General features: G+C 37.4%; 14 protein-coding genes and 1 pseudogene. 7 read left to right on the top strand and 8 right to left on the bottom strand.

The window, feature by feature from the left end; genetic code table 11:
* Positions 1-511 precede the first annotated feature (511 nt).
* Positions 512-786: pseudogene (locus MKZ16_RS03515) on the bottom strand (IS3 family transposase); the annotation flags it as partial.
* Positions 787-1,137: 351 nt separating this feature from the next.
* On the opposite strand from MKZ16_RS03515, the gene MKZ16_RS03510 reads away from it, so the two are divergent.
* Positions 1,138-1,590: a transposase gene (locus MKZ16_RS03510; RefSeq protein ID WP_143759002.1), complete on the top strand. Its 453-nt coding sequence runs from the start codon at positions 1,138-1,140 to the stop codon at positions 1,588-1,590.
* 169 nt (positions 1,591-1,759) lie between these two features.
* Here MKZ16_RS03510 and MKZ16_RS03505 read toward each other — a convergent pair whose 3' ends face one another.
* The 6 genes from MKZ16_RS03505 to MKZ16_RS03480 form a co-directional block, all read right to left on the bottom strand.
* Entirely contained in the window at positions 1,760-2,350 is a 591-nt protein-coding gene (locus MKZ16_RS03505) for a hypothetical protein (protein WP_339815339.1), read from the bottom strand.
* Between the two features lie 265 nt (positions 2,351-2,615).
* Entirely contained in the window at positions 2,616-3,800 is a 1,185-nt protein-coding gene (locus tag MKZ16_RS03500; RefSeq protein ID WP_143759004.1) for a DUF3800 domain-containing protein, read from the bottom strand.
* Positions 3,801-4,322: 522 nt separating this feature from the next.
* Positions 4,323-4,505, bottom strand: coding sequence for a GrpB family protein (locus MKZ16_RS03495; protein ID WP_179089273.1), 183 nt, complete (start codon positions 4,503-4,505; stop codon positions 4,323-4,325).
* Between the two features lie 218 nt (positions 4,506-4,723).
* Positions 4,724-5,551 (bottom strand): hypothetical protein, encoded by an 828-nt coding sequence (locus MKZ16_RS03490; protein WP_076104142.1) that lies wholly within the window; start codon positions 5,549-5,551, stop codon positions 4,724-4,726.
* A gap of 374 nt (positions 5,552-5,925) precedes the next feature.
* Entirely contained in the window at positions 5,926-6,183 is a 258-nt protein-coding gene (locus MKZ16_RS03485; RefSeq protein WP_076104143.1) for a hypothetical protein, read from the bottom strand.
* 204 nt (positions 6,184-6,387) lie between these two features.
* On the bottom strand, positions 6,388-6,720 hold the full coding sequence (locus MKZ16_RS03480) for a helix-turn-helix domain-containing protein (RefSeq protein WP_305953649.1): 333 nt from the start codon (positions 6,718-6,720) through the stop codon (positions 6,388-6,390).
* Positions 6,721-7,010: 290 nt separating this feature from the next.
* Between MKZ16_RS03480 and MKZ16_RS03475 the strand changes: the two genes are divergently transcribed.
* From MKZ16_RS03475 to MKZ16_RS03450, 6 genes are all read left to right on the top strand, one after another.
* Positions 7,011-7,811: a hypothetical protein gene (locus MKZ16_RS03475; RefSeq protein WP_076104144.1), complete on the top strand. Its 801-nt coding sequence runs from the start codon at positions 7,011-7,013 to the stop codon at positions 7,809-7,811.
* Between the two features lie 113 nt (positions 7,812-7,924).
* On the top strand, positions 7,925-8,980 hold the full coding sequence (locus MKZ16_RS03470; protein ID WP_076104145.1) for a hypothetical protein: 1,056 nt from the start codon (positions 7,925-7,927) through the stop codon (positions 8,978-8,980).
* On the top strand, positions 8,926-9,423 hold the full coding sequence (locus MKZ16_RS03465; RefSeq protein WP_076104146.1) for a tyrosine-type recombinase/integrase: 498 nt from the start codon (positions 8,926-8,928) through the stop codon (positions 9,421-9,423). The genes MKZ16_RS03470 and MKZ16_RS03465 overlap by 55 nt, the downstream gene beginning before the upstream one ends.
* 14 nt (positions 9,424-9,437) lie before the next feature.
* Positions 9,438-10,538: a tyrosine-type recombinase/integrase gene (locus tag MKZ16_RS03460; RefSeq protein WP_076104147.1), complete on the top strand. Its 1,101-nt coding sequence runs from the start codon at positions 9,438-9,440 to the stop codon at positions 10,536-10,538.
* A 17-nt stretch (positions 10,539-10,555) separates the two neighbouring features.
* On the top strand, positions 10,556-11,485 hold the full coding sequence (locus tag MKZ16_RS03455; protein ID WP_076104148.1) for a site-specific integrase: 930 nt from the start codon (positions 10,556-10,558) through the stop codon (positions 11,483-11,485).
* A gap of 221 nt (positions 11,486-11,706) precedes the next feature.
* The gene (locus MKZ16_RS03450) at positions 11,707-12,765 is read left to right on the top strand and encodes a site-specific integrase (RefSeq protein WP_256715443.1); all 1,059 of its coding nucleotides are present in this window, start codon (positions 11,707-11,709) and stop codon (positions 12,763-12,765) included.
* A gap of 105 nt (positions 12,766-12,870) precedes the next feature.
* Here MKZ16_RS03450 and MKZ16_RS03445 read toward each other — a convergent pair whose 3' ends face one another.
* Complete coding sequence (locus MKZ16_RS03445; RefSeq protein ID WP_076104149.1) at positions 12,871-15,441, bottom strand: AAA family ATPase; 2,571 nt, start codon at positions 15,439-15,441, stop codon at positions 12,871-12,873.
* Between the last annotated feature and the right edge of the window lie 2 nt (positions 15,442-15,443).

Here is a 15,443-nt window from a genome sequence, read left to right as displayed (position 1 = left end):
ATTTTTTCCTACTTGTTCATTATACAAACTTTTGCAATATGAGGATAGGGTGTTAATAATGACCACCAGGTAATAGGAGTATAACGCACTGAACTACAGGCAGGCTGTCAGTGAAAATACGTTCGATTACGCAAGCAAACTCGTTTCTTGCTGTAAATCGATTCAGTTGAAACCCCCTTCAATCCATCACCCCAATAAATACATAAGTAAATCCACCTCAACTGCATCTACATCCTCCCCGGGTACAACTGCAGGAACGACCCGAAACCAGACTCTATCACAGTTGGATAGATTCATGACCGGGATACACAAACAACGTTATGAACCGGCGTGCGGGCATAGTTATGGACTCCACGAATGTTTGTGACTACTGAACCCAGAGTTTCAATTCATCAAAATAACGAATACAAGAGCCAATATAAATAAAAGCACCTCAAACAATTAGAGGTGCCTAACAGTTGTATGCTATTGGTTTAGTTGCGCCATCCACGTCACGACTCAATATATTTCATCGATTGAACAAGTCGATGAGCACGCAAATATAGTGCCATTTGTTCTGAACCTTTGCGTAGGTCAGATCACTTACAACAAAGCGCTTAGCCTCCGTTTGCTCGAATTCACGGTTCAGCACATTCGCTGTAGCCGCGTTGTTACAACCGTCTTATCGGGCTTAAACTGTGCGACAGTGTAGGTCGAAACTAGCCCCTGCTCTTTCATGATTCGTCCAATACGGCGCCCGGATGTACCCAACCCTTGTCCCTTCAGCTTTATTTTAATTTTGCGTTGCCGTAGGCTTTATCAGCATTGGACGGCCAAATATGGCGAGACGCAGCTTCATTTTCGCGCAGTTCTGGATGTCCTTTTTCCGGGTTATGATAAAGCTTTTCAAAAGGTCTGTAACCGTACTTCCTTAGAATTATTATCTCGTTTCCCTACTCCTGCCGAGCTCTTAGCCGCAGATCGTGAAAAGGTTTTAAACTGCTCCTTGGCAACCGTCAAGGCCAAGTTTGGAACGAAGCAAAGCTACTGCAGTTGCTCGAGATCGCTAGACACAGCCTACCCGATCTTCATGGAATTGAAGCTCAAAAGGTAGTTCTTAGACAGTATATTCACCTTCTTAAAACGTACCAGCATTGCATGGATGACCTTTTACAGTCTATGCAAACCCTCGTCGAATCGATGGAAACCTACCATCTTCTTCGTACGATTCCGGGCGTAGGGCCCTTAACTGCCGCCATGCTCATTGCTGAAAATGGAGATATACAAAGGTTCCCTTCCGTGAAGCAGCTAACAGCTTTTGCAGGGCTAGACTCAGCTGTTCACGAATCGGGAACCTTCAAATCCAAGAAGAATCGTATATCGAAACGAGGCTCTTCGTACATTCGAACAGCTCTTTATCAGGCTACCGTAGCAGCCATTTCCAAGCAGGTTCATGGCCCGAGAAATTCGACTCTCTTTCAATTCAATCAGCAAAAACGAGACGAAGGCAAACCGGCAAAAGTCGCAATTATGGCTGCTTTCATAAGCTTTTACGCATTATTTTTGGCATGTGGAACTCGGGAACGGCAATTCAGGCTCATTAGACTCTAAAAATGGATTATAATTTCAGCTTTATCTATTCTCCAGGGTAGGTTTATTTAAGTATGTTCAATTTTAAAATGACAAAATTATATTATCGAAGGCTTGACTTTGATTAGCTGGTTTATACGAAGATCAACTTCTCTGGTTTTATATATTATACAAAATGTATTAAATTATTTCATCCATAGTAATCTTTTAATGTATAGTTATCTTTTTCTTTGAGTAACTCCGTTTTATGAATTTCAATTAACTTTTGGATTCCTGCCTTTTCTTCAATAGATATTACTTGCTGAATAGTTTTTAATTCATCCATCATATTTGCTGAATTATTATGGCGGATATTTATCATCAACTCTATCAACTTTAATATATTTAATGTTCTAACCAACACAGATTCAGCAAACTTACTTTGTTGACTTTTTTCCAAAAGGTAGCTCTCAGTATTGAATAAATACATTAATTCTGAATTAATTTCATTAATTGAATCAATATCCTTTCTATATAGATCATCGGGTTTTTTATTATGATCTACATACTCGATTACACTCATTATCTTCTGTAATAATATTGAACTTATAATGTAATATTTTTTATTAAGATTGTTTTCTTCTCTGAAATAGGAAGATATTGATAAAAACGATGTAACTATGCTACTTGTAAACAATCCAATTGTTACATTAATTAGAAAACTAATCCATTTAGAGTCGATTGACTCAACAAAATAATTCAACAAAATAGATAATAAAATAGATATGCCTGCAATCGTCAATGAAACATAAAATATATTCCTATTCAAATTCATTATAAGCCTTCTTTCTAAAAGATAATTAAAAAAAGGGGTCATTTGATCTTCGTATAACGTTTGGTATTTCTGACGTTCAAGTGGCTTAAGTGACCAAAGGGAACGGGTCGTGAGACTGGCCAGCTGAATGTGTCGCTTGAATTACTTCCCTGATACTCCTCTTCGCGGCCAAGGAGCAAACGCGACGTTGCAGAAATGTTATGTTAGATGATGTCGGCTCTTCTTCGATAAACTATTTACTCAAGTACCTTTCAATTCCTGTGTTTCTATTAATGTTAGGTATTTTAACCTGTAATCCCACACTTTCCAGTAGTGTATTAAGGAAATTTATAGAAGTTACTGTGTCATTCATTTTTAATTCAACTTCATTGTCACTTGCTAGCATTCCACCAATTATTAGTTTTCCAAACTCTATTGTCTCATGAGATATTCTTTTATTTAAATAAATCCTAGTTGCAAAAAGATTAGTAAAACTTGCAAATAGGTCCGCCAATTGAATCATTGGAGTGTCAGTTGACTTAACCATCTTAAATACTTGCAAACTGTCAAAACCGGAAATGATCTCAGCCCCATTCTCTAACCTAAAAGTTGCTTTACCCCCTTTTCTATACCAGTTAAAAGCTTCTGGATATGCTTCCTCGAATTGTTTTGTTTCATCATGAAAAAATCTAACCTTTCTCATTCCAACTTTGCGAGCAAAACTCTCTGATAATTGAATAAACGAGGCAAATGTAGGTAGGTTTAGACTATGTAATGCTTTGTTTTTCATTGCTGTTAATGAATGAGTCTCTTCCCAAAGAATATCCTCCATGTAGCCAGATGATCCACTTATAGCTTGAGCTATTTTGTAATGACCAGAATTATTTAATTCTGAAATAATAGTCTGTTGAACATCAATAATCCCTTCAATAGAAAGATTATTATGAACATTTGCAAACTTAGCTATTGATTGAGGACAATCGTTATAGATTATCTCTGCAATTGATTTTTTCACTCCATTCATCCAAGAAAAAACAGGAAGGACAATGTCATTATGTTCTGAATCTAAAAATGCTTCAACAATTTTTCCAGAGATACAGTATTTTTTTTCAGCAATAATATACAACGGTACACAGCCTAATTTCCCTACTTCATGAAATAGTTGATTTGCAATTTTTTGACCTTGATTACTTTTAAGAATTTCTGCTCCCTTTAATTCAGTCTTCTCGGGATAGTATTCTTTCAAATATCTTCGAACTATCCCATCTACTTTAAATCTTTGATCTTTCTGAATAAGCCATCCTGCTAGTACATAAAATGGCTGTTGAGGATCCAAGTAGTTTCCGCCACTATTACCGGATTCATCACAATATAGATCATGAATAGTCATCGTTTTTTCCTTTCCTTTGCCGATTTCATCTAACGTTCTTGTTTCCACGAACCCGAGAGGCTTAAAGGAGTGCAAGCGACTGGGTCCGCCAGGACTTAGCCTCGAAGTGGTTATCGCCTGAGTCTGCTTCCTTGCTACAGAATTCGCTCCGTTGTGAATCTGCCACTACTACTTCCAGTGCGACCTAGGAACCTTCAAGTTCCGCAGCGTGGATACTGTGTTATCGGATGCTCCGCTGTTTACGCCCAAGCAAGATCGGTTTTGGGTTTCTCACCCTTGATCTTCTCTTTATAATGTGTTTTATTCAGATTTTATACGGGCTTTATATAGGTTTATACAGGTTATAGTGTCTTTTAGATAAGGTCTATAAATCCGGCGACCACGTGCTTTCTCCTTCGTCTACCGTTTCTCGTTACGTCCTTCTACCGTTGAAGGTTAACAAGTAGCTATCAAGCTTTTTTCGTCTTTATTGTGTTTCAAAAGGGGGAGAAACCTGGGCCTAGCTTGCTTTCAGGCCCCACGATCTTGCGTTCCTCCGCTCCTGTGATTTCTCTTCCTACAGAGAATGGGTTATTCTTCTTGTTTTCGCTTCAGGAGTTTCCGATAACGTTCTACTGCCGTCGATCCAATATGATCAATTCTATGTACATCAAAGCCAATTTCCGTTACGATCTGGGCTCTTAAGTCTTTAAAGAGACTTGACCAATTATCGCTGTACGGCTCGATAATTACTGGATCCTTTACTGAGATCACCAATCCTAAAGATTTTTTAAGCTCTTTGCTGATTTCTCATAACGTTCTTATATTCACGACGTCCATTACCCTTAGATAGCTCTTATCTTAGGGTAATGGATGTGTCCAGCTGCCTATGCTTCTCGAAGAATATCTGCCGGACCAAGGGCTATTGGCCCGAAGCGCGAATATTATGTTAGGTGAAGTTGCTGGCATCATTGAATATACTTATATACCTCTTATATTCTTGTTTGGGTAAGTTCTTCCACATGAAATCTTGTGAAATTATTATTGTCGTCACAAGTTAGATGAACCAAACTATATTGTGTTTTTAGTTCAATATCGGTATAACCAGTTTCGGAATTATTTCTGATATCAGTTATTCTAATATTCATAGCATTTTCATTAATTTTCTCTGAAACAGCAGATATTATCTGATCGCTATCAAATGACTTACTCATAACAAGTTGGTTCTGGTTCATTCCCGTCTTTACAAGAATAAGAGTAAATATTCCTTTTATTACATCCCAGGCAACTCCCGATTCGATCGATGATTTTATGAATAGAATTAACTCTTCACGATAGTCTCCTGCGCCCCTCTCATAAGAGTGTTTCTTGTGTCCTATAATTTGAACCTCTAAGCTATTTTCGGCAAACACTTCTGATAAATCTGCTAGAAACTCAGTATCATAGATATCATCAAAATTGAGCAACACCCCATCACTTGTGGTTCTAAAGTTATCGAACGCTAGCTTATCATCTACTCTGTCTAATACTTCGAACATCTTCTCACACCAATTGCGAATCACCTCGACTAACTTTAGATCTGCTTCTAATCCCATGGAATAAAATAAATTAACAACAATAGTGTGATAACTTCCAATAGAATGCACATCGAAAGTCATTCCATCGTTCTTTGCTGTCATTATCTCTACAAACAAATCCCTTTCAGCCTCTTTTTCGAAAGTAGATGATTTGTATATTGCTTCATATTTCAATTCTTTATAGCTCTCTGTTAACTCGTCATTAAAAAATTCATAATAAATTTTAAGATCAATGTAATTCATATGCTTAACTCCTCTTAAAAGATTTCACAGCAATTTCACCTAACGTCTTATTCACGAACTTTGTAAATAACTCCATATGTAGGGTATTCGCGAAATCATTAGGCTATCCTGCCCGTTGGCTTAATCACTTCATCATCCATTCTGAACTTATGGCAATATTAAAAAGTAAGGTTTGAGGAAGAAGTTAAATTATTCTCACTCCCATCATGAGTCAGTAATCGTTTTGAAAAACAAAAGCACCTAGCCGCTCAACGGCTAGTGCTCTATTTGAATTATTATAGGATATATGACCTTGAAATTATCGTTCGACGGCGAAGTTCTAACATACTAGACAACCGTAGAAGACGCGGAGACACACAGCAGATTCGATGATTCTAATGCGTATTAATTTTTTCAACATATTCATTGATCAGTAACAACTTCTCTTCCGGTAAGCTCATTATTAGTTTAATCAACTTTTCTCTGTCGATGGAGCTCTCTTTCTTTTCAATGGTCTCTGAGTTTACTCCTTTACCTATCCAATTTGCAATCTCATCAATGTTCTGAATCATTTCGGCGAAATCTTCGGCATTTGGTCTCATTACCCAATTTTTAATAGTACAATAGTATTTTTCAAGGAGCTGTTTGGCCATAGATTCATCCGAACCTTTTTTCTCTGCAACTGTTTTATTAACACAAGGAATTATTTACCACTTGTTTTGAATGGTTATCCTGCGGTACTGTTAAAACAATCAACCACCACAGTATATTTCATCCGTTACGGATGAGATATTTTGTGGTGGTTTTTTTTGATTAATAGTATTCATGAATCAATAAAACTAGCTAAAGCAGCACCGTTATTCAAGGATACGGGAGGTAGTGTTAATCCATGAATTGATTGAATCTCTGTAGAATAGGATTCTTCTTCGTATTCTTACAAAGGGAATTTGATTTTCTCGCACCATTGCATAAATACAGTCCGTCGAGACGCCGAGATACTCAGATAACTCCGTTACAGAAAATACAACTTTCATCTGATGATTATCTTGTTGAAAGATTGAAATCTCTTCTCTGTTTTCTGCAAGTGTGTCTGATTGAAACTTTTCTTTCTCGATACTGATAAGTAGCTGTTCTTCCATTTGTACTAACGTTTTTAATAATTGAATTCGTAACAAGTCATATTCTCTCATAACAATCACCCTTGATATTAATCAATTTAAATACTTAAACTTGAATCTGTTTGGAGGCGATCTTACACTATTACGCTAATTGATCTGTTGATTTCCAACTACTCTTTAATGAGGTTATGTCCACATTGCAAATTACACAAACATGGAGAAGCGTGATACTATTTGACTTTGCTAATGACCACCATACATGCATTAATCTCCTACTCTCGTTTGTTCAATCAATCACTCACTTATGTGAGTGATCCAGAATTCAATCCACACCATGGTTATGATATATATGGTGAATGCAAATGAATGAACATGATAAATATTGGGTTGAGCCTATACTAATGGCAAAGAAATTTTTGAGTACGACGGATAAAATAGAAAAAGCGAAGTGTCGTAACTATGTACTTAATGCAAACTATCGTGATCTATTCCGTATTCAAATCTATAAATCTCTTTGGGAGCAGCTAGTTCTGTATCCTGATGTCTTCTTTCGAAGACAGCTATTTGCAAATTCGTTAGGCTTAAGCCAACAAATGATACGGGAAGTAACAGGGGTTGCATCTGGAACCGTTCATAATCTGTTAAACACGAGCCAGCAGCCCCCTCTCAGTGTCGTCCATATATATGCAGTCATGTGTAACGTTCCTTGGCAAACGATTGTAGAGCAAAATCCTAATAAGAAGTATTTTTCAATTCCAACAGAATATTGGTTTAACGGCGCTTCAGTTGAAAAACGAATCGATGAACTTAATGAAGAGCGAAATCAGGTTCAGAGCATACGAGGTTACTGGATCAGTGATCCCCTTTCACTTTTTGAAGGGGAGAATAGTCCCATTACAGCAAGATGGGTGAGAAGCTATCCAGAAATAGAGTATCTCGAATTCCATCTAAATCACGAACCCTCACTCTATCCTCAAAAAAGAACCAACATTAAGAAAATGTTTCCGTTTGCAACACATCTTGTGACAACCTATACGCCTTTGCAACCACTTCATAAACGGTCCTTCTGGATAATAGGACCAAAACCAAAAAAACAGACTGCATTTGAAGAATTGTTAAAAGTCATCGAAAAGCGACAGTACACCGACGTTACCTCTCTTTAGAAACTGCTTGCATTCCCCTCCATTATGTTGGCTTTCTCATGTTGATGAGTGATTAACTACAAATCATCAACATGGTTAGGCTAGTGCTAACAAACCTAATGGAGGCTACGCTTATGAAGAAACAATCTTCTGATACATCCCCTCATTTAGAAAATCAAAACAACCTCGAAACCCAAGAATCTTTTCGGCAGAATTTTTCTTTTGCCGAAAAGATTCTTGACGTTCAGGGTATTTTTTCCACCCTCAGTGACGATTATGATATTAGAAAAGTCACGCGTGAGAAGGTGGAAAGTATGTTGTATGCAAACCAACGGATACCCGAAACTGAAATTCAACATATCGAGGGCAACACGTATCTAGGTGCAAAAGGTATTAATCAGTGGATATGGGAAAACAAAGTGCAGCCGGAAATCCCTCAAAGCTTATTACGAGAATATTTAAGTCGTGGTATGCACAATACACCTCATAACTTTTTTAGGAAATTCAACCTCACTCGCAATCTGTTGCTTCATATTTCGAAGCTTCATGGGATCGAAACTTCCCAGATTCAAGATAGGCACTTACTTGATCCGAATTCTCTTCATCAGGGTTTCGAACATTTAGCTAAGGATGGGTTCACCTCAACTCTATTCCACTATTTAATGAAAAAATCAATTCAAAATGGAATGCTAGATAAAGGCTTCCCATTCTTTAACGCATCAGACAAGCAGCCACGCATGCATCCGAGAATCCTCAGTTTCCAAATGCATATGGAGGAAAAAGGTTTCTCCCGTAAACATGTTCGGGACACATCTACCCACGTTTATCAATTCTTTGTTTGGCTCTGTGCAAATGTTCGGATGTTTAAGAGTACTACCCCTGATACGATTTCAGTCTTTCAAATTCAAAATGAACATTTGCTGATGTATCGTACCTACAAATTAAGGCTAGTGAGGGACGGGTATTACAGCCGAATCTCATTTACCCACAGTATATATGCCATTCGTTCGTTCTATCGTTTTTTGCATGAAAGATTTGGATATCAGCCCCCCTACAGCGCTTCCGTTCCGTTAAGGCACCCCGATATAGCCCTCGTGAACTTCCAACGGATCAGCAAATCGAAGCATTCTTTCATGTGGTGGAGCAATACGCAAGAAATCCCGTCCGTGAACAGATCGGGTACCGGTTGATGTTCCATCTGGGGCTAAGATTATCGGAGGTAGCGCAAATTAAATGGAGTGATATTAATTTAGGAACACGAACGATTGTCATCCACAGTAAAGGCAAGAAGAGTCACGTTTTACCTCTCGTTGGAAGTCTATATTCCCTTTTACAAGAGCTTAAAAAACAGCCGAGAACAACATACCTCATGGGGCAAAAGATCTCTACGATTAAACACGAATTATATGAATACTTCATTCTCTATGCGATGATCACGGGTTGGCCGTTTCCTGGTGGCGTTCATATCTTCCGTCATATTTTTATAACACGTCTTGCATACAAAGGTGTCCTACCGCAAGCGATAAAAGAATTAGCCCGTGTAAGCATGCTCGATACCGTTGGCTTGTATATGCATATGGCACACCGAGACCAACACATGATTAGTCAAATTGATCTACTCAAATACGAGTAATGAGGAGGTAGGGTATGCCTATATTTGATGATACGATAGCCAATGATATTGCTTTTGAAGAAACCCTAATCCAGCTAGCGGATCAATATGGACCAGATACGTTTAAACGCATGTTGCAGCGCCTATCCCCCCAAAACAATGCAGAAGCGATAATAATGAAGGAAATGGTTCTGCTGGATGATGCGGTTCTCCATTATTACGAGAGTGATGCGTTTCAAAGCTTAGCAAAAACCTCACAACAAGCATATCGCTATGAAATGAATTTGTTTTTACGGTATTGCGAACGCTTAAAAGGAACCCACCCAAACATCAAAGAGATTTCTTCTGCTGCCTTTTTGAATGAATATTTAGCCCCCGTTCAAAAACTGAATACACGCAGCAAAAAATCCGCCTTTTTAAGAAGTTTTCTAGGAGAGGTTTTTGCTCATTTCTTCAAACAGGATATTCGAAAACTCAAACGAACTCTCTCAATAGAAATAGATCAAAACCGTGAGCCACGTGCGTTTGCCAAAGAACAGTTGGATGAGCTACTATGCCTTGTAAGACTTGGCCGCGAATCACATCGAAATTTCACCATTTTATGGACATTTTTAGGTTCGGGTATTCGGTTGAGCGAATTGTTACATCTACAGATTGGTGATATTGTTTCATCCCGGCAGGAGATCCTTGTACGCGGAAAAGGAAAAAAGGGATATAAACAGCCTAGCAAAATAACCAAATCATCCCTTGAAATCCTGAGTACATACGTGAAGTTTCGCTACCATGGCGTGAAAGACGCGCAAGATTATCTAGAACGATATATTTTTTCAGATGACAGAGGAAAATCACCTCTACACGAAAGTACGATTCAGAAGATGTTTGCTGCCTTGATTGATCAAGCAACATCTATACCCGAATCGGACAAAAAACCATATCAGCTATCCGTACACTCTTTACGGCATTCCTTTGCCCTCTATCTGCTTGAATCCGGCGTTAATCTATATACGATCAAGGAACTCATGAGGCATTCGTGGCTAAGTTCCACGGAGGTTTATTTAAAATTGTTTGATAGTATGTTGGTCAAAGCAATCGACCAACATCCCCTCGCTCAGCTTAAAGCAAGCGATCTCTTTTGAATCAGGAGGCAATCCCTATGGCTTTTTTACTTCAGTCCGCCTACTTCCAGTTCTGGAGCAACCAATTCACATTAAGCAATTCATCTAAGTACAAATATATAAGCGTACTCAAGAAATTCGAAGCTTTCTTACTTCACAGTGGTTTTGAAGGCGAACTTGATTTTGATCGATTTCATGCCAGTCGTGAGCACCCCGGTAGATTTCTCCCCATTCAACGACAGGTCTTCGACCGTTTTTTTATTGACTTAAAACAACATGAACATATTACAGATATGAACTTGGCAGCGACCATTACTGTGTTAAGATGTTTCTTTGAATTCCTGTTTGAAGCGGATCTGATTCAACATAACCCACTACTTGGATATCCTAGACCAAAATTCGAGTCTCCCATTCAAAACACTGCCTTGTCGAAAGCAGAGTGTCTTGCCCTTCTTCAAGCTGCATTACATAGAAGCCCTTTTTATCGGCAAGAATTTGTGTTTCTCTGGTTCATGCTGATCACGGGTCTTCGACTTTCAGAGGTCCGGTTCCTAAGTCGGAAACGAGTACACTTGGATAAACAGATCGTTCACGTTTTTGATGCACAAAAGACCGAGAAACGACCTGTCGCCCTCCCTAAGGATCTCACGGCAGAACTTGAACGGTACATCCAACATCCTGAATATCTTAAATATGCTAATCAGGGGGATGAATACCTGTTCCATCAACAAGGAAAAATCATGACCGTCGATAAGATTAAACGTATACTATCCGATTTAACTCATGATGCAGGTCTTGGCAGGCATATTCGGCCACATGATCTTAGACGAACAGCGGGATATTTGATGCAGACAGGTGGCATGAGCATCATCGATATTCAGCATCAGCTGCGCCATAAAAATGTAGGAACAACGTTGCGATATGTACCACCTTTGAATGATTTGACCAAGATTCTTGAGGATACTTAAGGTGATACCAATCAATATTAATCTATTATGGTAAGGTCTCACTTCTTCATGAATGGACATAATGACTAATATAAAAATTCCATTGTAGAAGGTGTTTTGAGTTGGCTAATATCCAAAAACGTGGTGACAATTCATGGTTTTTAACAGTTAATGCTGGTAAAGACGCTAGAGGAAAATACGTTCGTTTCACAAAAACCGTTCATTGCCGAACAAAATGAGAAGTGGAAAGCGAATATGCTAAATTTCGGATGGAAGTGGAAGCGGATGAATATGTATCGCCTCAGAAACTAACATTTGGGGCGTTCGTCGAAGAATGGAGAGATAAGTATGCCGTAAAACATCTGGGATTCAAGACGTTATACACATATGACTCTAATCTTAAGACCCGAATTCTTCCGTACTTTCAGCATCTAAAGCTTGAGGAAATCAAACCACTTCACATCGTAAACTTTCTGAATCAACTCGAAAAGGAAGGAAGTCGTGGAGATAAAAAAACAGGAGGCTTAGCCTCTGGCACGATTGAAATTCAGCACCGTATCTTAAAAAACATACTCAAACGTGCAGTGGAATGGAGAATTATTAAGCGAAATCCGGTTATCGATGTACAGAAACCAAAAGTCAATCCCAAAGAGATCGTCCCTTACAATGAAGCAGAGGTAGAGCAAATGCTTCGAGCGTTGCAGCGTGAGCCATATCACTGGAGGGTCATGGTTACTTTGGCTCTTACAACCGGATTACGGCGGGGCGAATTACTCGGGCTGGAATGGAAGCATCTTGATTTCAACAATGGGATGTTAGATGTTTCACAATCAATGATTCACGCTCTTAAAGGTAAAATTATCGTCAAATCTCCTAAAACAAAAAAATCCATTCGAAAAGTAGCATTACCAAGCTCCATGTTAAAGGAGCTAAGAGAATATTACACTTATAGAATGCAAGAACGAAACAACGTTGGCGATTCGTGGTATAGCGGAGATTGGTTCTTTATGTTCTCACATCCCGATGGACAACCTTTTCATCATGAGCGCCCCTACCTTTGGTTTCGACAGTTCATAAAGAAAAATGGCTTTCGGTACATTCGGTTTCATGATCTCCGGCATACCTCAGCCACGATTCTGATTAACCAAGGTGTTCATGCTAAGATTATCTCAGAGCGTCTTGGACATGGGAGCATCGCCACAACTATGAATATTTATGAACACGCTCTGCAAACTGCTGATCAGGCTGCTGCTGATAAGTTCGAATCGTTTTTTACATCCGATGCTGTACAAGGACAATAAAGAAGACGTACAGGAATTTCCTGACGTCTCCTTTTTCTTTCTGGGTTTAGGAAGATTCATCAAACCATATCTAGTTACCCAATCCCATACTTTATAATTTAGCTATTATTTTGCTTTAAACCTGTCTGTAACTGAAATAATGTATTCATAATCAATATTAAAATCTTGTCTTGTAGCTTTTGAATTTTGTGTTTCCGTTGGTTGACTATGTCCTAGCATCCATCTACATGCCTTATCAAACAAACTAGAAACAGCCTCTAACTCATCTACAAATTCAGTGTTTATTTTGTTTATAACTGTGAATCTAATATTAGGTTCATATCGTTTTATTAAATCTTTAAAAAAGCCCTCTTCCACAATTAATTCACACCAAGTTCGAATATTAGAATACACTGCCTTTAAACATTCCTCCAATTCATCTCCAGCACATGATTTACTATTTATTTTTTGATGATATTGTTTTATTTTTTTTGTTACCCCATTCAGATTCTCTAGCTTACCACTAAATGTTTCTGAAACAATTCCTTTATTATCCTTGTCAAACTCATCAACGATAAAAAATTTATTTTCTTTATCGTTTTCGTTTGCACATTTATTGTATAAGTAATAGTAGAACATAATATTATGAGTAAAAACTATTACTTGACGATCTTTAGATAAATTGTATATAAGTCTTGCAAAAAGCTCAGATCGTTTATAATCAAGTGAAGTAACAGGATCATCGAATAAAACAGTATTAAAGTTCCGTCTAATAGTTAAATCCGTTGCAAATTCAGCCATTGCAATTGCTTTTTGCTCACCTTCGCTCATAATATCTGTTACTTTGTATCCTTCATTAATAACATATTTACTTCGATGCGTCTGTCCACGTTGAGGTGTAAGCTTTATATTCACTTTTTTCACTTTTAGCTGGTCACAATAATTATTAAAGGTTGTTGTATATGTTTCTTCTACAATTGATGCAAAGGCTTCCTTTGCTTTTCTTGTAATCGATGTTGTAGCAAATCCAGATTTAATAGCTGTAAGAGTTTGAATGTAATCCTCATGCGAATAATACTTTTCGAACATACTAAGTGAATCACTAATTAGCTTTGCTTTGACCAAATCCTGTTTCCTTGTTTTATATGTTGTTAATAGTTCTTGCAACTCACTAGTAGATTTGCTTAATGACTGTATTCTCTCCCCAAGATCGAGAGATTCAGCTTCAATTTCCTTTATAAAATCGGTGAAGTCTACCACCGTATGCAGACCAACGCTTTTACGACTAGTAATACCTCCATTAAACAATTCTATATTTGTTTGTAATAGGCTAATTATAGCTCTGATCTTTTCAACTAATACTTCCTTTTCAAATATTTCATTGTCTTCCTTCTTAAAATCAAGAACATCAGTAATCTTATACTTATCCAGATATTCCGTTAGCTTTGCTTTCTCTGAGTGCAATTCAGAACAGACATGTACAATACTACTTTTAATAATATCAACTTCACTTTGTGCTAATTGTTGACTACATAATACGCAGCATTCCCCAACCTCCGGGCCATCTTTTTCAAGAGCCTGGTAGTACTCTTTAGTATTACGGATTATTACGTACCATTCTTCATTCACATGTTGTAAATAGGAAATACCCTTGGAAAAATCCTCATTTTGCTTTTTCTCCTCTTGAACTTTCCCAGCATATTCATTTATTAAATTATTAACAAACTCTATATTCTCACGACTTAGTTTATTGGATAATTTCGATATTCCTGAAACTAAACTTTCTAGCTTTGCTTTTTGTGAACGAAGTATCTTTAATTTATCACTAATGTTACTGCCTTCTGATTCCTTAATTTTAAAATCTAATTGGGCTATTTCAGTTTCTAGGGTCTCATCAAAGGGATATGCTTTACTAATGAATTCCTTAACTTTATCAGTTCGCTTTTCATTTCGAATTATATTATTAATTTCAGATCTAATGATTTCAAATGATGAATCCTTAAAAATATTCCCCTGATCTACACGTACATTAGCAATCATAGAGTCTACTTTTGTTCTTAAAGAGGTTAAAATCTCAACAATCTTATTAAAATATTTAAATCCTTGCGGAAGAACAGAAAAGGTCAAGTTACTATTCAATAAGGGTAATACAGAATCGCTATCAAATACATTCATTTGCATTAAATGAGAGTGTTCTTCATTAATATCAACTTCATTGATCGGATTAAGAGTACCGTTACTGGTGTAGGACACGTCTATAGTTTGTTTTAGCATTGTATCTTTATCTTGAGACCCAACTAAATAAACATTAGGTAATAATTTCATATCCTTTGCAGATGTATGATAGTTCTTTGCTAGCTTACGAAATACTCTCACATAAGAAGACTTTCCAGAACCATTTTCTCCGTAAAAAACATTTAGTTTTCCTCCAAGATTAAAAGCAGTATCGCAAGATAATGCGTTAATATTTACAGGTCTCTTTATTTCATTAATAACAAGGCGTAGATCATTTTCCTCTTGAGTCTGTTTTAATAATTTCAACCCCACATCCTCTTTTGAGGTAATAAGATCTATGATCTCTTTAAGAAGAGTCTCATCTTCAGAATTATCAAAGTCATTTGAAATAACCTTATTAATTAAGTGCTTTTTCCAATTAGATTCAGAAGCCCAGTCAGCTATATAGTTTATTGCGGCCATTA

Origin of the sequence: Paenibacillus sp. FSL R5-0928, from assembly GCF_037970385.1 — a bacterium.
GTDB lineage: Bacteria > Bacillota > Bacilli > Paenibacillales > Paenibacillaceae > Paenibacillus_AQ > Paenibacillus_AQ odorifer.
This window is presented reverse-complemented; position numbering and strand designations above follow the sequence as displayed.

Bases quoted from the DNA above. Each gene is read 5' to 3' on its own strand.
- MKZ16_RS03490 (WP_076104142.1), bottom strand. From the start codon at position 5,551: ATGAATTACATTGATCTTAAAATTTATTATGAATTTTTTAATGACGAG.
- MKZ16_RS03460 (WP_076104147.1), top strand. From the start codon at position 9,438: ATGCCTATATTTGATGATACGATAGCCAATGATATTGCTTTTGAAGAA.
- MKZ16_RS03470 (WP_076104145.1), top strand. From the start codon at position 7,925: ATGAAGAAACAATCTTCTGATACATCCCCTCATTTAGAAAATCAAAAC.
- MKZ16_RS03485 (WP_076104143.1), bottom strand. From the start codon at position 6,183: ATGGCCAAACAGCTCCTTGAAAAATACTATTGTACTATTAAAAATTGG.
- MKZ16_RS03480 (WP_305953649.1), bottom strand. From the start codon at position 6,720: ATGAGAGAATATGACTTGTTACGAATTCAATTATTAAAAACGTTAGTA.
- MKZ16_RS03445 (WP_076104149.1), bottom strand. From the start codon at position 15,441: ATGGCCGCAATAAACTATATAGCTGACTGGGCTTCTGAATCTAATTGG.
- MKZ16_RS03475 (WP_076104144.1), top strand. From the start codon at position 7,011: ATGAATGAACATGATAAATATTGGGTTGAGCCTATACTAATGGCAAAG.
- MKZ16_RS03455 (WP_076104148.1), top strand. From the start codon at position 10,556: ATGGCTTTTTTACTTCAGTCCGCCTACTTCCAGTTCTGGAGCAACCAA.
- MKZ16_RS03510 (WP_143759002.1), top strand. From the start codon at position 1,138: ATGGATGACCTTTTACAGTCTATGCAAACCCTCGTCGAATCGATGGAA.